At 56.4% G+C, this 23,706-nt stretch carries 17 protein-coding genes; 13 read left to right on the forward strand and 4 right to left on the reverse strand.

Annotated features, from left to right (window positions below; genetic code table 11):
* The first annotated feature begins 96 nt into the window (after positions 1 to 96).
* Together ACN0VM_RS07850 and ACN0VM_RS07855 are read left to right on the forward strand one after the other, a co-directional pair.
* Positions 97 to 690 (forward strand): 2-hydroxychromene-2-carboxylate isomerase, encoded by a 594-nt coding sequence (locus tag ACN0VM_RS07850; RefSeq protein ID WP_417450312.1) that lies wholly within the window; start codon positions 97 to 99, stop codon positions 688 to 690.
* 17 nt (positions 691 to 707) lie between these two features.
* Positions 708 to 1,946, forward strand: coding sequence for an acetyl-CoA acetyltransferase (locus ACN0VM_RS07855; RefSeq protein WP_417450313.1), 1,239 nt, complete (start codon positions 708 to 710; stop codon positions 1,944 to 1,946).
* 53 nt (positions 1,947 to 1,999) lie between these two features.
* Here the strand turns inward: ACN0VM_RS07855 and ACN0VM_RS07860 are convergent, their stop codons facing one another.
* The gene (locus ACN0VM_RS07860; RefSeq protein ID WP_417450314.1) at positions 2,000 to 3,685 is read right to left on the reverse strand and encodes a class I adenylate-forming enzyme family protein; all 1,686 of its coding nucleotides are present in this window, start codon (positions 3,683 to 3,685) and stop codon (positions 2,000 to 2,002) included.
* 201 nt (positions 3,686 to 3,886) lie between these two features.
* Here ACN0VM_RS07860 and ACN0VM_RS07865 point away from each other — a divergent pair, with 201 nt between their 5' ends.
* From ACN0VM_RS07865 to ACN0VM_RS07900, 8 genes are all read left to right on the forward strand, one after another.
* A complete protein-coding gene (locus tag ACN0VM_RS07865) occupies positions 3,887 to 4,846 on the forward strand; it encodes a winged helix-turn-helix transcriptional regulator (RefSeq protein WP_417450315.1) in 960 nt (319 codons plus the stop codon).
* A gap of 71 nt (positions 4,847 to 4,917) precedes the next feature.
* Complete coding sequence (locus tag ACN0VM_RS07870; protein WP_417450316.1) at positions 4,918 to 5,829, forward strand: SDR family NAD(P)-dependent oxidoreductase; 912 nt, start codon at positions 4,918 to 4,920, stop codon at positions 5,827 to 5,829.
* A complete protein-coding gene (locus ACN0VM_RS07875; RefSeq protein ID WP_417450317.1) occupies positions 5,826 to 6,884 on the forward strand; it encodes a hypothetical protein in 1,059 nt (352 codons plus the stop codon). Before ACN0VM_RS07870 ends, ACN0VM_RS07875 begins: the two co-directional genes overlap by 4 nt.
* A gap of 21 nt (positions 6,885 to 6,905) precedes the next feature.
* Positions 6,906 to 8,381 (forward strand): carotenoid oxygenase family protein, encoded by a 1,476-nt coding sequence (locus tag ACN0VM_RS07880; RefSeq protein WP_417450318.1) that lies wholly within the window; start codon positions 6,906 to 6,908, stop codon positions 8,379 to 8,381.
* 38 nt (positions 8,382 to 8,419) lie between these two features.
* The gene (locus ACN0VM_RS07885) at positions 8,420 to 9,217 is read left to right on the forward strand and encodes a DUF1295 domain-containing protein (protein WP_417450319.1); all 798 of its coding nucleotides are present in this window, start codon (positions 8,420 to 8,422) and stop codon (positions 9,215 to 9,217) included.
* 1 nt (position 9,218) lies between these two features.
* The gene (locus ACN0VM_RS07890) at positions 9,219 to 9,761 is read left to right on the forward strand and encodes a nuclear transport factor 2 family protein (RefSeq protein ID WP_417450320.1); all 543 of its coding nucleotides are present in this window, start codon (positions 9,219 to 9,221) and stop codon (positions 9,759 to 9,761) included.
* The gene (locus tag ACN0VM_RS07895; protein WP_417450321.1) at positions 9,761 to 10,495 is read left to right on the forward strand and encodes an SDR family oxidoreductase; all 735 of its coding nucleotides are present in this window, start codon (positions 9,761 to 9,763) and stop codon (positions 10,493 to 10,495) included. The genes ACN0VM_RS07890 and ACN0VM_RS07895 overlap by 1 nt, the downstream gene beginning before the upstream one ends.
* Positions 10,496 to 10,512: 17 nt before the next feature.
* On the forward strand, positions 10,513 to 11,040 hold the full coding sequence (locus ACN0VM_RS07900; protein ID WP_417450322.1) for a nuclear transport factor 2 family protein: 528 nt from the start codon (positions 10,513 to 10,515) through the stop codon (positions 11,038 to 11,040).
* A gap of 30 nt (positions 11,041 to 11,070) precedes the next feature.
* On the opposite strand, the gene ACN0VM_RS07905 is transcribed toward ACN0VM_RS07900, so the two are convergent.
* Positions 11,071 to 11,493: a nuclear transport factor 2 family protein gene (locus ACN0VM_RS07905; protein ID WP_417450323.1), complete on the reverse strand. Its 423-nt coding sequence runs from the start codon at positions 11,491 to 11,493 to the stop codon at positions 11,071 to 11,073.
* Between the two features lie 189 nt (positions 11,494 to 11,682).
* On the opposite strand from ACN0VM_RS07905, the gene ACN0VM_RS07910 reads away from it, so the two are divergent.
* Positions 11,683 to 13,533 (forward strand): AMP-binding protein, encoded by a 1,851-nt coding sequence (locus ACN0VM_RS07910; RefSeq protein WP_417450324.1) that lies wholly within the window; start codon positions 11,683 to 11,685, stop codon positions 13,531 to 13,533.
* A gap of 92 nt (positions 13,534 to 13,625) precedes the next feature.
* Here the strand turns inward: ACN0VM_RS07910 and ACN0VM_RS07915 are convergent, their stop codons facing one another.
* Together ACN0VM_RS07915 and ACN0VM_RS07920 are read right to left on the reverse strand one after the other, a co-directional pair.
* Positions 13,626 to 14,108: an SgcJ/EcaC family oxidoreductase gene (locus ACN0VM_RS07915; RefSeq protein ID WP_417450325.1), complete on the reverse strand. Its 483-nt coding sequence runs from the start codon at positions 14,106 to 14,108 to the stop codon at positions 13,626 to 13,628.
* A gap of 70 nt (positions 14,109 to 14,178) precedes the next feature.
* On the reverse strand, positions 14,179 to 16,503 hold the full coding sequence (locus tag ACN0VM_RS07920) for a TonB-dependent receptor (RefSeq protein WP_417450326.1): 2,325 nt from the start codon (positions 16,501 to 16,503) through the stop codon (positions 14,179 to 14,181).
* Positions 16,504 to 17,073: 570 nt separating this feature from the next.
* Between ACN0VM_RS07920 and ACN0VM_RS07925 the strand changes: the two genes are divergently transcribed.
* Positions 17,074 to 18,279, forward strand: coding sequence for an acetyl-CoA C-acyltransferase (locus tag ACN0VM_RS07925; RefSeq protein ID WP_417450327.1), 1,206 nt, complete (start codon positions 17,074 to 17,076; stop codon positions 18,277 to 18,279).
* A 171-nt stretch (positions 18,280 to 18,450) separates the two neighbouring features.
* Positions 18,451 to 23,703, forward strand: coding sequence for an MG2 domain-containing protein (locus ACN0VM_RS07930; RefSeq protein WP_417450328.1), 5,253 nt, complete (start codon positions 18,451 to 18,453; stop codon positions 23,701 to 23,703).
* Positions 23,704 to 23,706: the final 3 nt, after the last annotated feature.

The raw sequence follows: 23,706 nt of genomic DNA on the forward strand, positions 1-23,706 counted from the left end.
GAGCATCTCTGTTTGGCAATCGCTGTTCACATGTTACTTGCAAAATAATACCAATACTCTATCTTACCAGGCAGGTTGCTGTTTTGGGAGGAAGGCATGCGTTCGGAACTGATTTTTTATTTCGATTTTTCGTCGGCCTATTCATATATCGCCCAAGCTCGGATCGACGCGGTGTTTGCCGATGTTGATGCAGATATCCGCTGGCGGCCAATCTTGTTGGGAGCAATTTTCCGAGAAAACGGCTGGGTGCCGGTAAGCCCTGGCTCCCCCAAGGGTGACTATACTTTCCGTGATGTGGAACGGACTGCACGGCTCGCGGGTCTTGAATTCGGTTGGCCGAAGATTTTTCCGTTTAACGGCATGCTGGCCGCTCGGCTGTTTTATGCTCTGGATAGCGTGGATGCTGTGGCTTTTGCGCGGGCGGTGTTCCACGCGGCTTATGTATCTGGCCAGGATGTCACAAACCCGGCCGTGCTGGAGGGGCTGGTGGGCGATCTTGGTCTTGATTGTGCCGCGGTGACGGCACGTAGCGAGCTTGAGGAGGTGAAAGCCCGGCTCAGGGATGAAACGACGGCTGCGATGAAGGCAGGTGTTTTTGGTGCACCGAGTTTTGTTGTGAACGGGGAGGTCTTCTGGGGGGCCGACAGGATGACGGATGCCCGGGATTGGGCCGCAAGCGGCGGCTGGTAGCGAACGGAGACATGTAAATGGCGAATGATATATTTATCCTTGGTGGGCACCAGACTGATTTTGCGCGGAATTGGGCGCGCGAAGGCCTCGAGCTTATGGATATGTTTCGCGAAACGCTGGAACAGGGGCTGGCGGCAGCCGCTCTTGACGCGGCTGAAGTTGATGCGGCCCATGTGGGTAACTTTACCGCTGAGCTTTTCTGCAATCAGGGCCATTTGGGCGGTTTTCTTGCCGAAGCCGTGCCGGCAATGAGCGGTATCCCCGCTGGCCGGCATGAGGCCGCCTGTGCATCCAGCAGTATCGCTACCCTAGCGGCAACCGCTGAGATAGAGGCCGGGCGCTACGATATTGTTGCCGTGCTGGGTATTGAGATGATGCGCAACGTACCAGGTGATCAGGCGGCCCAATATATCGGCGGCCCTGCCATGTGGTCTGGCCATGAATGTCTGGACGTGAAATATCCATGGCCGCATATGTTTGCCCGTCTCGGGGACGAGTATGACCGGCGTTACGGACTGAAGCATGAGCATCTGGCGGGCATCGCTGAAATTAACTATGCTAACGCGAAACGAAACCCCAATGCGCAAACCCGGGGCTGGGAGTTTAACGATAAAAGTTTTACCGAGGACAGCGAGGCCAACCCGGTGATCGACGGTCGTATTCGCCGGCAGGACTGTGGTCAGGTCTCAGACGGCGCCGCTGTCGTGTTTCTTGCCAGTGAAAAGGGTGCGCGGGCCTACTGCCGTAAACGTGGTTTGGATATCGCTGCCCTGCCGCGTATCCGGGGCTGGGGCCATACCGTGGCCCCGATCTCATTCGACGCGAAGCTTCGGGAAGGGCAGCAAGCCAACTCACCGTATATCTTTCCGCATGTTCGGGGGGCTATTGAGGCTGCGTTTGGACGTGCCGGGCTTTCTGGTGTGGCGGAATTGGACGCAATTGAGACCCACGACTGTTTCACGACCACGGAATATATGGCGATCGACCATTTTGGTATTACGGCGCCCGGCGAAAGCTGGAAGGCGGTGGAAGACGGTACCATTGCGTTTGATGGCCGCCTGCCGGTGAACCCCAGCGGCGGACTTATCGGGCTGGGCCACCCGGTTGGTGCCACCGGTGCGCGCATGCTTCTCGATGCATCCAGGCAGGTTGCGGGAAAAGCCGGTGATTATCAGGTAGATGGTGCGGGCACAGTTGCAACGCTCAATATTGGCGGGAGTGCTACGACCACGGTGTCCTTCATCGTTGGTCGGTGACGCCTCTCAGGCATTGGTGGGAGGGCTGCGGTGGGTTGCAGCCCTCCACCATATTACAGCAAGCCCCGCAGTTCGCTCCGGATCACCTTGTTCATACTGTTACGCGGTAACGTGTCGCCAAGCACCAATTGCTCGGGCCATTTGAATTTGGCGACACCGCATTCAGCGAGATACGAGGTAAGTTCCGCCAGTGTCAGGGTTTCACCTGCGTTGGTGACAACTACAGCGGCGACCTTTTCTCCCATCACCCGGTCACTAAAGCCGACGACCGCAGCTTCCGAAACAAGGGGATGGTCGGTGATTACATGATCCAATTCCTCGGGTGAGATGTTCATGCCCCCGCGGATGATCAGTTCCTTGCGGCGGCCAACAAAACGGTAAAAACGATTATCTTCCCCTCCGATCTCAAACAGGTCGCCGGTGCGGAAATATCCCTCATTATCAAAGACACCTTCGGTTTTAGCGGCGTCGCCCAGATAACCGTCAAATACATTGGGCCCAGTGATTAAAAGCTCACCGGCGATACCCGGTTCGGTGATCTCGCGGTCATCCGCCTGCCAGTCTACCAGTTTGGTACGGCAGCGGTTGGCAAACCGGTTGCTCCAGTTGATCTCAGGGCGCCCAAAACGCGGGAACAGTGTGGCCCGGACCTCGGGGTCCGGTATGTCGCTCGGCCCGCCGACCAGCCCGGCACCTTCGTTGGAACCGTAGAAATTGACAATCTCCACATCAAATAAATCCTTGAAACCCTTTGTCATGGAGGGGCTGAGCGGGGCTGAGCCTGACGCAATATAATCGACATGGCTCAGATCCACGGTCTTGTGCAGTTCCGTGTGTTGCAAAAACATATTGAGGACCGCAGGCGGCGCAATGGTATAGGCCACCTTCTCCGCAACAATTTGGGAGAGGAAAACCTGCAGGTCAAAGGGGTGGTGCATGACAAGGCAGGCTTTTGCCATGGGCCAGTAATACAGGAACCCTGAGATTGCCCCCATGTTGGTCAGCGGGAAGGGATTGAGCATAACCGCCCCGTCCCTGACGGGCGCAGCGTCAGCCACGGCGCCGACCTGACTGGTCCAGTGGTTGTGATGGCGCGGCACACCCTTGGGCACGCCGGTTGTGCCTGATGTCCAGCATATGGTGAAGATCTCGTTGGGCGAAATATCGGGGCGTGTGACGGTGGGGACGTCTTCATCAGCGTCGATAGTGGGAAAAAAGAGCAGGGCAACGTGTGTCCCCTTGGTTTGGCTGTTGTCTTCAAACGCCAAAATGGTGGTATCTGCCCCGAACGCCGCCGTGCGGTCCGCCAGATGATCTACACCCCGGAAAGCGGTAACGGTCAGATAGGCCCTGGCCTTCGTTACCTCTGCAGCGCGGGCCAATTCAAATCGGCCGTATTGCATTGGCATGGGGCTGATGATGGCGCCAAGCCGGTCAGTCGCGATATAGGCGATGACAAGTTCCGCAATGTTGGGCAATTGCACGATGATCACATCACCGGTGCCGACGCCGTTTTCTGATAAAGTGCTGGCAAGACGGTCCGCAAGGCGTGAAACCTGAGCATATGTCAGCCGACACGGTGCGCCTGCGACAAGGTCCTTGCGGTTAGGCGGATCAATCAGGGCAAGGCGGTCCGGCGCATCGTTGACCGCATCGGCGATCAGGCTAGCGAAGGTGGTGTCACCCCACCAGCCGCGGTCTGTATACTGTTTGACGGTTTCGCTGTCAGTTGATCGCATGTGCTTCCCCTCCCGTGTGATTTATTACTTGCATAAAGATACCATTAAGGAGCGCCGTTCAAATGTCAACAAGGCTCAGCGTATCTGCCGGCAAACTGCGGCCAATCCGCTGGTGGCCTAGACTAACAGGCGAATATAGGTATTATCGGCGAACGGACGCAGCTGATGTTTTGCTGGTCTCCATCAATAACGGGGTGTTTTGTGGCGGAAACAAAATTTATTCGCACATGTTCTATCTGGCGGGCTCTTGGAGTAGTGGGTGATTTCGCCACGCTGCTAATTCTCGAATCGATCTGGCAGGGCGCCCGGCGGTTCAGCGAAATTCAAAGCCGTACCGACATGTTGAAGGCGCTGCTGAGTGGCAGGCTAAAGCAATTAGTGGCAAATGGTCTTCTTGTGAAAGTGGCCTATACGGATACGCCCAAGCGTTATGAATACCGCATGACGGAGAAATGCCGGGAGTTATACTGGACGGCACTTATGATGCTGCGGTGGGAAAAGCGCTGGAGTTCTGGACACGCAAAAACCAGCGTGATTTTGACCCACAAGGGCTGCGGCCAGGAATTCGACCCCATACCAAGCTGCAGTGATTGTGAAAAAGAGATTTTTGCCCGTGATGTGACGTGGCAAGAGGGGCCGGGGGTCGGCTGGATGGCGCCAACCTATAGCCGGCGCCGCCAAGGTGAAGGGCGCCAGGCGGCGGGTGAGCGCACAAGCCTGTTTCATGAAATTGCCCTTGTGACTGGTGATCGCTGGGCTGGGCTTATTCTGCGCTCCGTCTTTACAAGGCTGCGCAAATTCGACGAGATCCGTAAGGATACGGGCATTGCGACCAATATTTTATCTGACAGGTTAAACCAGTTGGTGGAAAGCGGTTTTCTGTTCACGCATGCCTATCAGGACGCTCCCAAGCGCTATGAATACCGGCTGACCGATAAGGGCTGGGATTATTATCCTGTGTTGCTGATGCTGCTGCAGTGGGGTGACAAATGGTATGCGTCCCCGGAGGGTCCGCCCTTGTTGCTGAATCATAAACTATGCGGTCATGAGCTGACACCAACGGTTAATTGCTCAGCCTGTGGTGGCGTGATTTCGCCTGATGACGTCAGCTACACGCTGGTGGAAGGTGCTAAAAAGGCGCCGTCCTTGGCTGAAGGATAGGCGCGCTAAAAAGTAACTTTCAAAAACATACCATTGGTGCTAGGGTCTTCTGACTGACAGGGGAGCCTAGTATGTCATCAAGCGCGTCGTTGCATCATCGTAGCGTCATTATTACCGGGGCTGGTAAAGGCCTTGGTCGGGCTTTTGCTCACGATCTTGCGCAGCGCGGCTGCCGGGTTGTCGTGAATAATCGTGCTCATGAAGGCGTGCCCAGCGCTGCGGAATCCGTGGCTTCTGAAATTCATTCGGCAGGCGGCGACGCGGTAGCCGATCACAGTGACATGCAGGATGCAGGCGTTGGTGAGGCATTGGTCAACACTGCTTTGGCGCATTATGGCGCTATCGATGGCCTCATACTGAATGCTGGTATCACGGGTCCTGCTGCAAAGGTGGCCGACAGCAGTTTTGTCGACCTAAGGTCTGTTTTTGAAACTAACTTCTTCTCTGCCGTTTCGATTGTGATGGCGGCGCTTCCCAGCTTGCGAAAATCGACAGATGCCAGAGTAGTGTTTGTCGCATCTACTGCAGGCCTGTATGGCGTGCGGGGGCGCGCGCCATATGCAGCGTCCAAGGCGGCGATGGTTGCTTATGCCCTGACCTTGGCGGCGGAGCTCAAGCGGGAGGGTGTGGGGGTAAACATCCTTGTGCCCTACGCGGAAACCCAAATGACCGCCGGGCTGGGTGATAGTGGGCTGGACCTGAGCCCCGCTCTGGTGGCGCCCGTTACAAGCTGGCTGATGTCGCCAGAGTGCCATGCAAGTGGCGAGATATGGGTTTCGGGCGGCGGATACGTCAGGCGGGCGCGCATGGAGGAAGGCCTGGGGGCCGCATTGCCAACGGATGGCTGCGACCCTGTGGCGTGGCTTGCGGCAAACGCGCATCAAGCAGGCGACATGCAGGCAGGCAGGGGTTTCCCCGGTGCCGAGGCTGCGTTCACTGATCTGATGACGCGCCTGCAGGCTGCACGGGGAGGTGCAGCGTGAGCTACCGCGTTATTCAATGGGCGACGGGGGCCATGGGCAAGACTTGCTTGCGCGCAGTGATTGATCATCCTGACCTCGAGCTTGTCGGGTTATATGTTTATAATGCCAAAAAGGCGGGTGTTGACGCGGGCGATATCGCTCACCGCGAGAAAACTGGTGTGCTGGCGACACGGGATATAGATGACATTCTGGCACTTGAAGCCGATGTGGTGATTTTTGCGCCCATGCTGCAGCCGCCGTATATAAGCCATGATGCCACCATCATGCAGTTGTTGGCATCAGGCAAAAACGTTATCAGTATCAACGGCCAAAGCTATCCCGTGCATTGGGGGGGCGAGCACGCGGGCAAGTTTGATACAGCCTGCAAATCGGGCAGCAGCACGCTGCTTGGGGGTGGGCTGAACCCTGGATTTATTGTCGAGCGTATCGCCGCAGCCGCAACAGGCATATGCACCCGGCTTGACCGTGTCAAGGTTCAGGAAATTGTGCATTGTCAGGCGATGCGGAGCCCGGCGTATGTTTTTGATATGCTTGGTTTCGGCGCTGACGCGGGCAGCATTGATCCCAATAATAGGGGGTGGGCACCGGCCGAGTTGCTGAACGGATTGTATAGCGAAGTTGTCGCGGGCTTCGTGGCCCGCCTGGGGCAGAAACTCGACCGGGTTGAGACCGCTCACCGTATGCTACCAGCCAGCAAGGATATTGAGATCGCGGCAGGGCAAATTCGCGCAGGCACAGTAAGCCACACACAGTGGTGTTGGCATGGCATTGTCGGTGGCCAGCGGCTTTTCACCTTACAAATCGACTGGATCATGGAAACCGCGCATCTGGAAAATCCGAACCAGCCTATTTGGCAGGTGTCGGTGTCAGGCGACCCCATGGTTGATATCCGCATAGACCTTGACCGCCGCGAGGGGGACAGCTTCAAGACGTCACCTGAACAATACGGCGTGGCGGGCTCTGTACTCAATTCAATCCCGGCGCTTGTGAACGCGCCACCGGGGCTGATGCTGATGCCTTCAGCTCCATCATTCCAAAGCCACATGGCACCCTGAATACACGTGAGGGAGAAACAGATGACTGCCACACTGGTCAACACGGTCGAGACCACCATCAAGCCCAACGAACACCCCTATATGAACGGTGCCTGGACACCGGTGCATGCAGAATATGATGCTACGGATATGCAGGTGATTGGTGATATTCCAACAGACATTGCCGGGGTATATGTGCGCAATAGTGAAAACCCGGTGCATGACCCTATCGGAAAGTACCACCCTTTCGACGGTGACGCTATGCTACACATGATGCGTTTCCGAGACGGTAAGGCCGAATATCGCAACCGTTTTGTGCGTACCGATGGTTTTATCGCAGAAGCTGACGCTGGCCATGCGCTTTGGGCAGGCATTGCGGAAAACCCGAAAAAATCCCTGCGGCCGGGATGGGGCGCGCAGGGTGCACTGAAGGATTCCTCGTCAACTGATGTGGTAATCCATGCGGGCAAGGTGTTGTCTACCTTCTATCAATGCGGTGAGGGATACAGGCTCGACCCCTACACACTGGAGGGTTTAGGCAAGGAAGGCTGGGTGCCGGCAGATGGTATTTCCGCTCACCCCAAGGTAGACGAAGCGACCGGCGAGATGCTGTTTTTCAATTATTCAAAGAATGCCCCGTTCATGCATTATGGTGTGGTGGGTGCAGATAATGAGCTCAAGCATTATATCCCGGTGGAATTGCCCGGCCCGCGTCTGCCGCACGACATGGGGTTTACCGAAAATTATTCGATCCTCGGCGACTTTCCCCTGTTCTGGGACCCTGAAGGGCTAAAACATGGTTTTCACACCAGCCGCTTTTTCCCTGATATGCCGTCGCGATTTGCCATAATCCCGCGGTTTGGCGACGTATCAGATATCAAATGGTTTGAGGCTGCGCCCACCTATATGCTGCACTGGATGAACGCCTACGAAGAAGGTGACGAGGTCGTGCTGGACGGTTATTTCCAGGAAGAGCCTTATCCAAAACCACTGGAAGGATTACCGCCAGGGGCCGGGTTGATGATGGCCTTTCTGGATGAACATTCCTTCAAGCCAAAACTGCACCGCTGGCGCTTCAATCTGAAAACCGGTGAGACAAAGGAAGAACGTCTGGATGACCGCATTCTTGAGTTCGGTTCCTTCAACCAGAAGATTGCGGGCAGGCGTGGTCGCTACCTCTATAGCACGACAACAAGGCCGGGTTGGTTCCTGTTTACGGGGGTGGTCAAACATGACCTCGACACCGGTAAAAGCTGGTCATGCGATTTTGGCAAGGGCCGCTTTGGCAGCGAGGCGCCGTTTGTGCCGCGACTGAACGCCAAAACCGAAGATGATGGCTATCTGATCAGCTTTATCACAGACATGGTTGAAGACCGGTCCGAGTGTGTGTTGCTGGATGCTCAGCACGTTGAGGCTGGCCCTGTGTGCCGCATTATCCTGCCGCACCGTATTTCAAGCGGTACCCACGCCTGTTGGGCCAATGACAGTGACATAGAAAACCCGGGCGGCCATGCCTGAAGGACAATGAGCCTGCAGTATAATGGGGGAGAGTATCAATGGGTTCTGTAAGTTTGCCTGAGTTACTGGCATATGACTTTCTTGTGCTGATCGGCTGTATGCTGCTGCTGTGGCTTATTTCGATACGGCTAGGCGATGTATCGTTTGTGGACAGCTTTTGGGCCGCCGGGTTTGTGGTGGTCGCCGCGTTTGCCTATTGCTTCGCAGGGGGAGACGGCGCGCAGAGGCAGCTCGTGTTGATCGTCACGGCGGTATGGGGGTCAAGGCTGGCGCTTTACCTGTTCTGGCGGTGGCGGCATGACGGGCCGGACGCACGTTATGTCGCGATGGTTGCCAGAGTGAAGGGCAGCGTTCCCTTGTTCACCCTGAAGAACGTTTTCCTGCTGCAGGGCGTGATGCTTTGGATTGTCTCCCTGCCGATCCAGTTTGTGATGGCGGCCCCGGCGGGGGCAATGCTGGGAAGCCTCGCACTTGCCGGTGGCATCCTTGCGGCTATCGGCATTTTCTTCGAGACAGTGGGTGATTGGCAGATGGCACGGTTTCGGGCCGACCCTGCCAACAAAGGGCAGGTGATGGACCGGGGCCTGTGGCGCTACACCCGGCATCCCAACTATTTTGGCGACGCCTGTGTTTTCTGGGGGCTGTATTTGGTCGCACTTGAGGTTGAACACGGCATGTGGTCGGTGTTTGGCCCGCTTCTGTTGACCTGGACGCTGGTAAAATGGTCGGGCGCCGCCCTGCTGGAGCGGCGGCTTTCGCGCTCAAAGCCTGGCTATGAGGCTTATCTTGCGCGCACCAGCAGCTTTATTCCCTGGTTTCCAAAGAAGGGTAAGTAGAATGCAGTATGACGATAAAGCCATCCGTGCGTTGCTTGACAAAAAGGCGATCGAAGAGGTGCTTGTACGCTATTGCCGTGGTGCTGACCGGGGTGATGCCGACCTGATTGCAAGCGCCTACCACGACGACGCAGTGGAAGATCACGGCGGCACCTTTCTGGGGTCTGCCCGTGACTATCTTGACCTCTTGCGCAAAGTACTGCCTGCGGCCGGCCGCATGAGCCATGCCATTACCAACATGCTGGTGGAGCTTGAGGATGACACCCAAGCTACAAGCGAGTGTTACATCCTGACTTTCTCCCGGCGTGGTGAGGGAGAGGACGGTTACGACAGCCTCACAATGGCGCGCCTCATTGACAAGTTTGAAAAGCGTGACGGGGAATGGCGCATTGCCCATCGTCGGTTGGCGTGGGAATGGAACCATGAAATGCCCATCCGCGAAACCTGGGGCCGGGGTATGATTGCCCCTGACCCGGATAGCCTGATACGCGGCGGCAAGGTGCCGGATGATATTCTCTATAATTTCAGTTTCGGGAGGGATTAATGGACATTGAAGGCTGTGTTGCCCTGGTGACGGGAGGTAACCGGGGGATCGGTTTGGGCTTTGTGTCCGAGTTGGTCAGGGCAGGAGCCAAAAAGGTGTATGTCGGCTGCCGATCACTGGCTGACGGTGAGGCCATTGCAGCTACTGACCCCGAGTATCTTGTTGCCCTTGAGCTTGATGTGACAAATGCGGATCAGGTTGCTGCCGCCGCTGCCAAATGCACGGACGTGTCGCTGTTGGTTAATAATGCTGGGGCTTTCCTCAATCAGCGGCTGATTAGAGCGGACACCATGGATGCGATGCGTACCGAGATGGAGGTCAATTATTTCGGTGTCGTGGCGATGTGCCGTGCGTTTGCGCCCGTGCTCAAGTCGAACGGCGGGGGTGCCATTGTGAATGTGCTGTCGGCGGGCGGTATTGTCGCTGTGCCGGGCATGGGCGGCTACAGCCCGTCAAAATTCGCGTCGCGGGCAGCAAGTACCTGTATGCGTGCGGAACTGGCGGGGCAGGGTACCACCATATCGGCGTTGATTGTCGGCTCGGTTGATACCCGCATGGCGGCACATATCAAGCGGGATAAATCCTCACCGGAGGCCATTGGTCGTGCGGGTATCGCGGCCGCAAAATCCGGCGTTGAAGAAATGGACACTGACGCGCACGCCATGGAAGTGCGCGCTGCGCTGCACCGTGACCCGAAGGGGTTGGCGGACGCAATGGCGGCGGCGGTTCGCTAGAGAAGGAATTATTATTTATGGCTAATACAGTTGAGACCATGCTTGCCAAGCAGGATATCCGTGATGTGCTGACCAATTATGCCCGTGCGGTCGACCGGGCTGACGCACCACTGTTGAAATCTTGCTATCACGCGGATGCGATTGAAGAACACGGCAATACTTACACAGGTCCTGCACATGCTTATGCGGACGGTGCGGCGGAGCGGTTGATGAAGCTCAAGCACCCGATGGCGCACTATGTTTGCAATATCCATGTCGACCTTGATCTTGAGGCGGGTGTGGCATTTGTGGAAAGTTACCTGCTGACTTTCGCCCGGTTCGACAAGGGGCAAGAGCCATGGGACACGCTCACCGGCGGGCGTATTGTTGACCGGTTTGAATGTCGGGATGGTGAGTGGAAAATTGCCCACCGTAAAATGGCGTTTGACTGGAACCGCGATATGCCTGTAGCCGAGGGTTGGTGCCTTGGCCTCTTCAAGCCGGAAGACCCGCGGGTGATCATGGGGACACGGGGAAGCGCCGATCTTTCATATCAGCGTTTTTAACCCGCCCTGGTCCGCAGCGAGTATGCTGGCTCAGCGTTCAAGGTCGGCAACAAGGTTGTCCCAGACTGCGCTGGACCTGGCGGCCTTCGCCGCTTTGAGCACATCATAATCAAAATAGTCGCGCCAGCGCCGCACCTTGCCGTCCTCGAATTCCATGACACCCATGTAAGGCATACGGACAGTAATGCCTTCCGGGTCGGTATATTCGTCAATACCCTCAATCATCAGGGTATCGCCGACTTCAAACGCGCGGATGATACGCCAGCGAATATCTGACTGGCCTTTGCCGAATTTAAGCAGGAAACGCTCGACATTGTTGCGCCCCTCAAGGGGCGGTGTCCCAACATGGTAGTGATAAACGACATCCGGGTGCAGGTGGTCTAGCACAGCTTCGACATCATCGACCTTCCAGGCGTTGATAACGGCGTCAAGCGTTGCACGATGGTTGCTCATATCTTTCCTTCCTTAGCGAGGTTGTGAGGTGTGCCGTTTTCCGTTGGCATAGCTTCTGTCTTTTGTTACTTTCATAACAAAACCTTATAGGGCGTGGGGCACTGCGTCAATTGAGAAGATGTGCGGCATAAGCCTATATATTTTCGGTATAAGCCTCGAATGGACAATGACGTTGGGGAGGATAAAAGTATGATAAAGCAACTTGATTTAGGGTCTATTCCTTACCGCTCAATCGACCTGCCGGCGGTCGATATCAGCCGTGTGGAACGCCCGGACGGGACCTTGATCCTTGAAAACAATATCGCCCTGCCGCCTTTCGATCCCCTGTTATATGGTCACCTGAAAAGACAGGCATCTGCGCAGCCAACAAAAACTGCACTGGCAGAGCGAAACCGGGAGACAGGTGAGTGGCGCTGCCTCAGCTTTGCGGAGATGTTTGCTTATGTATGTTCGGCCGCGCAGGGGCTGCTCAATCTGGGTGGCGGCCCTGACCGGCCATTGATGATCCTGTCCGGTAACAGTATAGCCCATGCGCTGATGCGGTTTGGCGCCATTGTCGCTGGTGTGCCGGTATGCCCGGTGAGCGAAAACTATGCGCTGATGCCCGGAAGCCATGACCGGTTGAAACATGTGTATCAACTGGTGAAGCCTGGTATTTTGTTTGCGGAAGGCGGCGCGCCCTTTAATGCGGCTCTTTTATCGCTGGGGCTTGATGGTCAAACGGTGATCAGCGCCGATCCAGACGGTCTACCCGTGCCGGGACTTAAACTTGAAACCCTGTTAAACACGGTGCCAGCGCCGGACCTTGAGACACACATCCTCAGCCGTGACCCGGACCAGCACGCAGCCTATATGCTGACCTCGGGCTCCACTGGCCGGCCAAAGGCGGTGGTCCACAGCCAGCGTATGGTATTGACAAGCCTGTTTCAGGCGTATGCCGTATTGGGCGAGGCCATGGGCTGGCAGGATCGTTTGCTGGACTGGCTGCCCTGGAGTCATGTCTCAGGCGCGACCAACTTGACGGGCGCTACAGTTTTTGGCGGTAGCTTTTATGTCGATGACGGTAAACCCGCGCCGGGCCTTTTTGAGAAAACCCTTCGTAATCTTAAAGATCTCTCCGTGCCGTACTTCGCCAATGTGCCCTTTGGCTATGCGATGCTGGTGGATGCACTGGAGGCAGATGCCGACCTGAGGCGTGCTTTTTTCAAGAATCTGCATCTTATGCTTTATGGTGGGGCTGGCTTGCCGCAAGCGACGTATGAGCGCCTTCAGTCGATGGCTGTCGAAGAAGTAGGGGCCAGAATATTCATTACCACTGGTTACGGCGCTACTGAAACGACATCGGGATGCATGGCAATTTTCTTTGATAGCCATATGGTTGGCGTTGGCCTGCCGTTGCCGGGTCTTACTGTCAAGTTGGTGCCGGCGGGAGATGCGTTTGAGGTGCGAATGAAGGGCGACAATGTGATGTCGGGCTATCTCGATGACCCGGCTCAAACGTCTAAAAGTTTTGACGAGGAGGGCTTCTACCAACTTGGTGACAAGTTAAATTTTCATGAACCAGACAATATCGCGGCAGGCTTATATTTTGCTGGGCGACTGGCGGAGGAGTTCAAGTTAGGGACAGGGTCCTGGGTATCGGGCGGCAGGGTGCGCGGTGGGCTGATTGCGGCGCTGTCGCCACTGGTTAGTGATCTTATTCTTTGCGGCGAAGGGCGTGATGAACTGGCAGTTTTGGCGGTGCCGAACGCCTTGGGGCTCGCGGGCCTCGCTGGAGGTGAGGTGGCTGGGAACCCGCTGGAAAATATTGCCATCAGGCGGGCGATGTCCGGGAAGCTGCAAAGCTGGAACGCTGCCAACCCCGGGAAATCAACGCGTATCGGGCGCTTTGCCTTTCTTGAAAAACCGCTCAGTGCTGACTGTCACGAGGTTTCGGATAAAGGCACGATCAACCAAGCGGCTGCTATCCGCAACCGAGCGGAGGAAGTGGAGCAGCTATACGCAGATAGTCCGGGCGAATTTGTTTTGGCTTGTGACTGACAAAGCAGTGTTCAGGCATAAAAAAGCCCCGCACAGAGATGCGGGGCGTAAGGCGAAAAACCCGGGGGCCAGACCCCCCTGAATTTTTACGCCTAATGTTTTTCAAGAGCTGGGCTGTCGATTTCACGGATCCCCATTTGGCCGAGTAACTGAGCCCGGTCATAATATTCGCGCCATTCCTGTACATGGCCGTCCTTGATTACAAGTACGCCGACCACTGGCACAGCACCGTGTAGATCACCGATGTTGAAATCGTCTACCCTTTCCAGGAAAACGACGTTTCCGTTTACGGCAACATTCTTGAGTGTCAGTTCCAGACGGGTTGCGCCGTTCAATACCGCGCCGATATGAGTGCGCAGCATTTCACGGCCCTGAATGGGGTCAATCATCACCGAATGCAGCACGCCGTCTTCGGCGAACAATTCAGCGATGCGATTGACGTCGAGGTCGTTCCAGGCCTGGACCATCGCATTTGCGACCTCCAGTGCGCCGGTTTCTTCATCAGATTGCGCGCAGACCTGAGGGCTGGCAGCGAGGAGCAGCCCGATTGCTGCGGTTTTGAGACTTTTGATCATGATTATACTCCGGGGTTTGGAAGGAGAGGGCGGGCCTGTGGACACTACCGTGCCAGGCCCGCCGACATATTTAGAAATCCAGCGAGAGTTCGAAACCGTAGGTCCGCGGGGTTCCAAGGGTGGACACTTCATCACCCAAAAAGGCGATGATGTTCGTGCGGTATAAGGTGTTGGTCAGGTTTTTGCCCCAGACCGAGAAAGTCCAATTGGCGTCTGCCGGGCTGAGGCTGATGCGGGCATCAAGAAGGCCGTAACTATCCTCATACTGGAAGTTGTCCGGCAGCCAATATAGTTTGCCTTGCTGGGAGTAGTTGACCCGCATGCTGAGCGCATCACTCATGTCCATGAAGTCGGTGGTCAGCTCTGCGCCCACATTAAACTGATAGTTTGGTGTACGCTGTAGGTTGCCGCCTGAATTATCCAGGCCGTTGCCGTCAATGAAGTCCTTATACTCGGTATCGAGCAAAGTGCCCGCTGCCCATAGGAATAGCGCATCGGTTACGACAAACTGCAACTCGGTCTCGACGCCGCGGATCGTCGCATCCGCGGCATTATCGGTGATGTTGCAAAGGCAACCGTCATCGGTCTGGGTAACCTGAAGGTTTTTGTAGTCCATGGAGAAAGCGGCGGTGTTGAGCCGGGCCCGGCCGTCGAGAAATTCCCACTTCATGCCAAGCTCGAAACTGGTCACTGTCTCCGGATCATAGGCGATCTGCGCAGCGGTGGCATTGGCGGGCGTGTCTTCAAACCCGCCCCCTTTATACCCTTTGGCCGCACTGGCGTAGAGCATGATGTCCGTGGTTGGTGTGAACTCTAGTATCGCTTGTGGTGTAACCTCGCTCCAGCTTTCGCCATAGTCGGTGGTGAAACTTTCACCTTCAAGCAAACCGACAATCGGGGTCAGGGAGACGGGGTCGTCAGGGTTGAACTGGTCGCCGGTCTCGATCGCGGTGCCGGTGACAGTACCGGTTTTTTTGTCATGAGAGTAACGCACGCCTGCGGTCAGCTTCCAGGCTTCGGCAAACTGATAGCCAGCTTGCGCAAAGGCAGCATAGTTGGTTGTTTTACCCACGTTGTCCCAATGGGATTCGCCGGAGATAGTGGGTAGCGGGAACGGAATTTCGCCCCAATATTTGTCGAACTTGTCCACTTTGTCATGCTGGAAATAGGCGCCGACGATCCAGTCGAACTTGCTATCGGCATAATCGCTGGTGAGCCTGAGTTCCTGACTGATCTGTTTAATGTCTTCTTCTTCGTTCACAGGGAACGAGAATGCGAACGGGCTGATTACACCAAACCCGCTGTCCGGTCCTGCGCCCGATTGATCATACACACCTGTCGCGTCACCACTGCGGTACCCTGTGATACTGGTCAGGACCATGTCGTCACCCAACGGCTTTTCCATATTCAGGGTGATACTGAAGGCTTCACGGTCATGGCCCTGGGGGGTGTCAAAACTGTCCCCTTTGTAGCGCGGGTGCTCAGGCAGACTTTCGCGGATATCAAGTCCTCCCTCACGGTTTGCGGCAATAAAGGCACGGGTGGTGCTCCATGGATTGGCGCCGGGGTTGTTCGGGTCAGGGATAGCGACCCGATGAATACCGTTGGAGCTGTCTTTCATATAATCGATGATCAGGCGCGCCTGAAAATCGGAATCGTCCGGTGTGAACATCAACTGACCGCGCATCTGGATAGAATCAAGATTGTCCAAGTCCCGCTCATGCAACACATCACGGTTATATCCGTCATGGTGACGTGCCTGAAAAGAGAAGCGTCCGGAAACGCTGTCGCTCAAGCCGCCAGTGACGTAGCCTGACGCATGCACGGCATTATAGTTACCGTAGCCGAACGTCATGTGCGCCACCCCTTCTTGCTGCGGCTTTGCCGTGATGATGCTGATAGCGCCACCAACAACATTTCGTCCCAGAAGTACACCTTGCGGTCCGCGAACAACCTCTACGCGCTCAATGTCGTAAAAATCTGCGTTCAGTAGTCCGGAGCGGCCAACATAAACGTCATCGACAAAAATGCCGATCGATTGGTCGGCTGATGGCGCGTCAAGGCGAGTGTTGGTAATGCCCCGGATGTTGAACTCCTGATCGAGTGGCGAATTCTCAGTGTAAGAAAGTGACGCCACGCTGCGCGCTAGGTCAGAGTAGTTATAGATACGATCTTTTTCGAGAGTGGCGCCTGTTACTGCCGATACCGCCAGAGCACTATCTTGCAGCCCAACCTCCCGACGTTGGGACGTGATGACAATTTCCTCCAGTCTGGAGACTGTTTCGGCGTCTTGTTCAGCGATTCCGGTATCTGCGGTTTGGCCTGCGTAAGTGGCTGACGAGGCGAGCAGAGCCGTCATGACCGCAACAAAAGATGTTGCTGTTTTATAATGCATGTCTGTTTCCTTCCCCATGGTGTCCCGGCGCCGCCTTCCCTGCCGCGCCCCCTTGCTGGTCGTTTGATCCGAAAGGGGTGGGAGCCTCCGGTTATCACGTTAAGCGCGATATAGTAGGTATGTCAATGCAAGTTTATATAGGAGTGGGTAAATAGAAAAATATCGGCTTATTAATAACATTAATAGGTCTTGTCGTGAGGGTTCTAATTAGTTTTATAAAAATACCAAAGGTTGAAAGGAAACCTACAGCGTCGTCGGAAGTGCTTGAAAATCAGCAGCTATTTGTCTGCGAACAATCGCCAAAGTAGCGTTTTTCTATTTGTTGGTATTGACCCTAGCATAAATTGCATACCGATACCATAAATGCCGAATGCCGGGTAAATCCGTTGGTGGCGATCCTCGTGGAAGCTAAAAATAGGAAAAAAATATCGATTCTTTGTCAGGGTCAGAGTCATTGACAGCGCGGTTTTGCCTCAATAGTATTGTTAAGCAAGTTATGTAGCAGCTGACCATTAGCTGGCCATGGCCGGTGCCGTTCCGGGCCGCGCTTATCAAGGTCCGGAGAACTTTATGTCCCCAGTATTTATCCTAGACGCCCTTCGTACACCCCGCGGCAAAGCCCGGCACGGCGGGGGCCTGAGCACCACAAAGCCGGTCGATATGGTGGCGACTTTGTTACGAGCGGTAGAAAAGAGAACCGCCTTCCCGACAGGCAGGGTAGAAGATGTCTTGCTGGGATGTGTAACCCAGATCGGAGATCAGGGAGGCAACGTGGCGCGCACGGCGGTGTTGGTGGCTGACTGGCCTGCCAAGGTGCCCGGCTTGATGATTAATCGCTTTTGTACATCAGGTCTGGATGCGGCGGTGCTTGCCGGTGCCAAGCTATCGTCAGGCATGAATGATATCATAATCGCGGGCGGTGTTGAAGCGATGTCGCGGGTGCCGATCCTGTCCGATAATGGTGCGTATTATGCCGACCCGGATATTGCTGCCCGTGCGCCTTTTGTGCCGTTGGGAATCGCGGCTGATCTTGTTGCGAGCCTGGACGGTATTTCGCGACAAGAGGCCGATGCATATGCCGTCTTGACGCAGGCACGTGCGGCTGATGCGCGGTCAAAGAGCTATTTCACCAAATCGCTGATCGCGGTGCCTTCACCGGACGGTGGCGCGCCGTTCACCGAGGATGAAACCATACGTGACGGTGTGACAGCTGAAAGCCTTGCTGCTCTTGAACCATCCTTTGATGGCATAGGCGCAGGCCACTACGACAGATTGGCGCTTGCCCGGTTTAACGAGGTTGGCGCGGTCCGGCATATTCATACGCCGGGTAACTCTCCCGCGATGGCGGACGGAGCCTCTTTGCTGCTGATGGCAAACCAGCAGGCTGTTCAACACCATGGGTTCAAGCCCAGGGCGCGGCTGCGGTCGGTCGCAAATACCAGCGTTGATCCTGTGCTGATGCTGACAGGTGGCATAGAGGCTTCAAAAATTGCCCTGACCCGCGCGGGCATGACGGCTGCGGATATTGATTTGGTGGAATTTAACGAGGCGTTTGCCGCGGTTACCATCAAGTTTATCCGTGACATGGGCTTTAAAGAAGATCAGGTGAATGTGAATGGCGGTGCCATTGCGCTTGGCCACGCAATGGGGGCGACGGGTACCAGTTTGATCGGCACCGTGCTCGATGAGTTGGAGCGCCGTGGCCTCTCAACCGGTCTGGTGGCAATCTCCGGCGGGGCTGGTGTGGGCACCGCGGTCATTATCGAGCGCGTGTAGGAAAAGCTGATTTGAGCGACAAAGGCGCGTGTCATTGTGGCTTCTTCGCAATAGCTGAGCAGTAAAAACCGAAAATTAGGTCACAGTGTCCGCTTTTCACCATAATTGTTGTCAAAACTCATGGAAGCCCTGACAGTCGGGGCAAGAGCTCAGCAAATCTTGGGGGACATCATGCGCCGTTATCTCGCCAGCCTTTTCATTGCTATTATTCTGTCTTCAGGGGCCATGTTCAGTGCGCCTGCGATTTTTGCGCAGGATGTTCCCGCGATCGAGAGCCACACTACAGAAGCCGACAGGTTTTTAACGCGTGCGGAAGACCTGAAGGCACGGCTTGGAGAGTTGCAGGCTGAGGCGAAAATTGATGACATGAGCCTGCTGGAAGTGCTGGCGCACAAAGGTCTTGAAGAAAACGTCGCCGATTTTGTGAAGTCAAACCGGATCGAGCTTGAGTTAGCCGCTGATCCAGCGTCAGCCGTGGCATGGCTGAAGGCATCAGGGGCGCTGAGTAAAGTTGAACGCGAGGAAGACGCGTTGGCCGCAGCGTGGAAGGCCTATGACCTTGCGGAAAAGGATGGCATCAAAGCGCAAGCGCTGGATGCCCTTGCCATGCATGCGCGAGATGCAGGTCGCGGTCAGCATGCTCTCGCCATTTTGGAATACGCCTTGTCATTACAAGACAGCAAGGACAGGCGCGCGCACCGCGATGCAGTGCAGGGGCAATTTACCCTGCGGGTCATCGACGTTGCCATAGACGTGGAGGCATTTTCGCCCACGGTTTGTCTGGTACTGTCGGAACAGCTGGCAACGGGCACTGCCGCAAAGGTGGAAGATTATCTGAGGCTACCATCCGGTTTTGACGCCAGCCTGCGCGCCAATGGCAACCGAATCTGTGTGACAGGACTTACGTACGGGCAGGAATTCAAGGTCACGGTGCTTGCGGGTCTCATGGGCACGGATGGCAGTCGTCTTTATAATGACATCACTCGAACCGTCACGGTGCCGAACAGGGAGCCGCGCGTCAATTTTGGCAATGGCACCTATGTGCTGCCGCGTATGGGTGATGAGACGGTCCCCTTGAAGACAGTAAACATGAGCGCCGTAGACCTGAAGCTTTACCGCGTGTCCGATCGTGGCCTGGTGCCGCTCCTCAACAGCGGTGTCAAAAGCGACGCACTTTATGAATGGAGTGAAGGCCGCCTTGGTGGAGAATATGGCAGGCTTGTGTGGGAAGGCGCGATGGATGTCGAAAACATTCCCAACAAGGATGTAACCACACTTGTGCCCGTGCGGGACCTTATTGATGACAAGGGGCCGGGCATGTATGCGCTTGTTGCCTCAGACCCGGCGGAAGATGAGAACCGGCGCTACCGGTATGAGCATCAGGCTCAGTGGCTCCTGATTTCCGACCTTGGCATGATGACCCTGTCGGGGGATGACGGCTTGCATGTGTTCATGCATTCGCTCGAAACCGCAAAGGCGCTTCGCGGCGTGAACCTGAAGCTTGTGGCGCGCGACAACAGCATCCTCAAAACGCTTGATACTGATCGCAGCGGCCATGCCGTCTTCGCACCTGCACTACTACGCGGTAAAGGCGGCGCAAGCCCGGCTGCCATTGTGGCTGAAACCGACAAGGGCGATTACGCCTTCCTCACATTGGACGGTCCTGCGCTAGACCTCAGCGACCGGGGCACGGACGGACGCAAGGCGTCTGGCCCGCTTGATGCCTATATGTTTACCGAACGCGGGGTCTACCGCCCCGGCGAGACGGTGCATCTCTCCGCCCTGTTGCGGGACACCCGGGCCATGGCCGTGCCAGGGCTTCCCCTGACCTTCAAGGTTTTCCGGCCCGACGGGATGGAGGCTGAGAAGACAACCCTCAAGGGTGATCGTTTGGGCGGTTACGCTTATGACCTAACACTCTCGTCCGGTGCCCGTACGGGCCTTTGGCGGGCGGCTTTGTTCGCGGATGATGACGACAAAAGTATTGGCGAAGTGCGCTTCTCGGTCGACGAGTTTGTGCCCGAGCGCTTAAGCGCGACCCTGGATACCGCAGTGAAACAGGTGTCAGGTGACGCGCCTGTAGAAACCACGGTGCAGGCGGATTTCCTCTATGGTGCACCGGGGGCGGATCTCGCCGGCACGTTGGAAGTACAGCTTGAACGCGATCCGCAGCCTTTCCCGGATTATAAGGCCTATGACTTCGGTCTTGTACAGGAGGAGTATAAACCGGCACCAGCGACACAGCAGAGTTTTGTTACAAATGAGACTGGCAGTGCTCAGGTTGCGGTCAGTTTCGCCCAGTTGCCGGACACCAGCCAGCCATTGCGCGCACGGTTAAAGGCAGAGGTGGTTGATGTGGGCGGCCGTCCGGTGGCCGACACGGTTTTCCTACCGGTGAGACAGTCCCCTGTAATGTTGGGCGTGAAGACCAAAAATGCAGAGAGTTTTGACGAAGGTGAGCCGGCTAACATCGATGTGGTTGCGCTTTCCGCAGATGGACAGCCGCTCGGTGGCCATGGTCTGACCGTCGTGTGGGTGCGCGAACATTACCAGTATAACTGGTATCGGCTTGATGGTATGTGGCAGTTTCGCAGCACTAGCGTTGACGAGGTAATCGCGGAGCAGGAACTGTCAACCGGAACAGACGGCATGCTTTCACTCGAGCGCATGCTGGGCAATGGTCGTTACCGGGTTGATGTATTTGCCCACGACGACGAGGCGGCAAGCAGCACGCGGTTCCACGTCGGCTGGTGGTCGGCTGGCACCTCACCCGACGTGCCGGACGCGCTTGAGCTCACACTTGAGAGCTCCGCATTGAAGGCCGGTGATCGGTTACGCGGTTTTGTAAAGGCGCCATTTGAAGGCCGCGCACTTATTACTATCGTTAACGACCAACTGGTCGAACACAAACTCATCACCCTTGAGAGAAATGGCAGCGCCTTCGATTTTAAGGTCGCTGCTGAATGGGGGCCGGGGGCTTATGTGCTGGCAACCGCGCTCAGGCCCGATGCGGGTGAAGTTTCGCGCCTGCCGGTGCGGGCGACGGGACTTGCGTGGTTCTCGGTTGGGCGCACAGGCCATGTTGCAAAGCTTGAGATCGACGCGCCCGAAGTGGCGCTGCCGGGCAAAGCGGTAAAGCTGCCGATCCGTGTCAAAGGCGGTAAACCGGGTGAGGAGATGAAAGTTATCCTCGCCGCGGTGGATGAAGGCATCCTGAATATTACGCGCTTTAAAAGCCCCAACCCGGACGCGTTTTATTATGGCCAGCGCGCTTTCTCAATGGACCTACGCGATGTATATGGTCGCTTGATACGGTCGGAAGAAGGCAGGCGTGGCTCCTTGCGCACGGGCGGTGATACCATGATGGTGACAGGTGCCCGCCTGACCGCTGAAGAACGCGCAGTTGATAACCTGTTTGCGGCTATCACGCGCACCGCCCGCACCGTGGCCGTTATCCGCCGTGATATCACCTTGGCGGAAGACGGTACGGCCACCGTTGAGCTGGACCTGCCGGATTTTGCCGGTCGACTGCGGCTGATGGCTGTGGCGTACGGGGCAACCATGGTCGGCGTTGGCGAAAGCGCGCTCACCGTGCGAACGCCAATTGTGGCAGAACTGATTTTGCCGCGTTTCCTGGCACCCGGTGACACGGCAGAGGCAACTTTGAGCGTGCAGAACCTCTCTGGAGCGACATCTGATGTGCAAGTCTCGCTGATGAGCGATGGCTCGGCCATCGAACTTGCAGCAGGCACGGAAAACAGCTTAACGCTGGCACACAAGGAACGCCGGGATATCCCGGTTACGCTTCGCGGCCTGGTTCCGGGCGACGCGGGCCTGCACCTGACACTGGTTCGCAGCGGCGCGGAGGACATAAAACGCGATTGGGGCATCACAGTGCGCGCCGCATGGCCCTATTCAACACAGCGCGAAAGCGAAGGCATTGCCCCCGGCGAGACAATGGAAATTGCAGCCACTGACATGGAGGCGTTTTACCAACAGACAGTGTCGGGGCAGCTTACTCTGTCGTCGCGCCCAAACCTTGAAGCTGACCGCATGATGCGTGCCCTGAATTTGTACGCTTACTGGTGTACGGAGCAGACCGTCTCGCGCGCCATGCCCGCACTCAATCATTCACCGCTGTCGAAGCTCTATGATTTACCCATGAGTAAGACGGAGGCGGACGGCGCCGTAGAACGCGCACTTGTGGCGCTGCTTGACCGGCAAAAGGGCGATGGTAGCTTCGGTGTCTGGTCGCTCATGGGCAACAGAGATGCATGGCTAGATGCCTATGTCACCGACTTCCTGCTGCGTGCGGGTGAGGCTGGGTATACCGTGCCGGACGCGACCACCAGACTGTCGCTGAGGCGGCTTAAAAGCATAGCAGACCGCCATGGGCGCGGCCATATTGAGGCGCAAGCCTATGCGCTTTATGTGCTGGCCCGCGTGGGCGACGTGTCTGCCAGTGAAGTGCGCTATTTTGCCGACCAATTTGCCAGCAAACTGCGTACACCTCTCGCACGCGCGCAGGTGGCAGCAGCGTTGAGCCATGTCGGTGAGCAGCAAACCGCTGAAGCCATGTTTGCAAGGGCTTACAAAAGCGCAAGGACCGAGGGCTATCATGCGGACTATGGCACCCGGATGCGGGACCAGGCGGCCTTCGCGGCCTTGCTGGCGGAGGTGATGCCAGACGCGCCTTACATGGCAGAATTAGCAGACCTGCTGGAGCGTGAGGTTGCCTATGAAGGCTGGCTCAGCACGCAGGAAATGGCCTGGATCGCCCGTGCGGCTGCTGCGTTTGCTGTTGAGGGGGATGGTCAGCTTTCAGCCACGCTGAACGGTGACGACAGGGTCAGCGCTGCCAGGGGTCTGTGGACGGGCAGCATTGGTAGCGACCTGCCCGATGGTGCATTGACGGTCACCAATACGGGCAACAGTGCGATCCGGGCGGTGAAAACAGTGCGCGGTATTCCGGTAGCAGCACCAGAGCCAGTGGCAGAAGGTATGCGTATCAGCCGCGCCTATTTCACCATGGACGGCAAGCCGGTGGACATGGCTGCTCTCAAGCGAAACGACCGTGTTGTGGTGTTGATCGAAGGTGTGGCCACGGCTGCGGCGGTGCGCGATACGCTTGTGGTGGATATGCTGCCGGCAGGGCTTGAGATCGAGACAACGGATGTCTCCTCTTTTGCGTTTCTGCCCACGCTTTCGTCCACCGAGTTTACCGATGCCCGTGACGACCGTTTTGTCGGCGTGATCAAGCTTGGGCAATGGGGCGATTGGCGTAAGAATCGTTTCCGCCTTGCCTATGTCGTGCGGGGGATTACGCCGGGGGACTATGTCATGCCCGGGGCATTCGCCGAAGACATGTACAAGCCTGAATTTCACACGCAAGGGCCGGTAAGTCGTATACGGATTGTGAAATAGCCC

Source organism: Kordiimonas sp. (assembly GCF_048260245.1).
Lineage (GTDB): Bacteria > Pseudomonadota > Alphaproteobacteria > Sphingomonadales > Kordiimonadaceae > Kordiimonas.

What these genes read in the sequence shown, in the direction of transcription:
- ACN0VM_RS07850 (WP_417450312.1), top strand. Translation starts at nt 97, where the DNA reads ATGCGTTCGGAACTGATTTTTTATTTCGATTTTTCGTCGGCCTATTCA.
- ACN0VM_RS07855 (WP_417450313.1), top strand. Translation starts at nt 708, where the DNA reads ATGGCGAATGATATATTTATCCTTGGTGGGCACCAGACTGATTTTGCG.
- ACN0VM_RS07860 (WP_417450314.1), bottom strand. Translation starts at nt 3,685, where the DNA reads ATGCGATCAACTGACAGCGAAACCGTCAAACAGTATACAGACCGCGGC.
- ACN0VM_RS07870 (WP_417450316.1), top strand. Translation starts at nt 4,918, where the DNA reads ATGTCATCAAGCGCGTCGTTGCATCATCGTAGCGTCATTATTACCGGG.
- ACN0VM_RS07880 (WP_417450318.1), top strand. Translation starts at nt 6,906, where the DNA reads ATGACTGCCACACTGGTCAACACGGTCGAGACCACCATCAAGCCCAAC.
- ACN0VM_RS07885 (WP_417450319.1), top strand. Translation starts at nt 8,420, where the DNA reads ATGGGTTCTGTAAGTTTGCCTGAGTTACTGGCATATGACTTTCTTGTG.
- ACN0VM_RS07890 (WP_417450320.1), top strand. Translation starts at nt 9,219, where the DNA reads ATGCAGTATGACGATAAAGCCATCCGTGCGTTGCTTGACAAAAAGGCG.
- ACN0VM_RS07895 (WP_417450321.1), top strand. Translation starts at nt 9,761, where the DNA reads ATGGACATTGAAGGCTGTGTTGCCCTGGTGACGGGAGGTAACCGGGGG.
- ACN0VM_RS07900 (WP_417450322.1), top strand. Translation starts at nt 10,513, where the DNA reads ATGGCTAATACAGTTGAGACCATGCTTGCCAAGCAGGATATCCGTGAT.
- ACN0VM_RS07905 (WP_417450323.1), bottom strand. Translation starts at nt 11,493, where the DNA reads ATGAGCAACCATCGTGCAACGCTTGACGCCGTTATCAACGCCTGGAAG.
- ACN0VM_RS07910 (WP_417450324.1), top strand. Translation starts at nt 11,683, where the DNA reads ATGATAAAGCAACTTGATTTAGGGTCTATTCCTTACCGCTCAATCGAC.
- ACN0VM_RS07915 (WP_417450325.1), bottom strand. Translation starts at nt 14,108, where the DNA reads ATGATCAAAAGTCTCAAAACCGCAGCAATCGGGCTGCTCCTCGCTGCC.
- ACN0VM_RS07920 (WP_417450326.1), bottom strand. Translation starts at nt 16,503, where the DNA reads ATGCATTATAAAACAGCAACATCTTTTGTTGCGGTCATGACGGCTCTG.
- ACN0VM_RS07925 (WP_417450327.1), top strand. Translation starts at nt 17,074, where the DNA reads ATGTCCCCAGTATTTATCCTAGACGCCCTTCGTACACCCCGCGGCAAA.
- ACN0VM_RS07930 (WP_417450328.1), top strand. Translation starts at nt 18,451, where the DNA reads ATGCGCCGTTATCTCGCCAGCCTTTTCATTGCTATTATTCTGTCTTCA.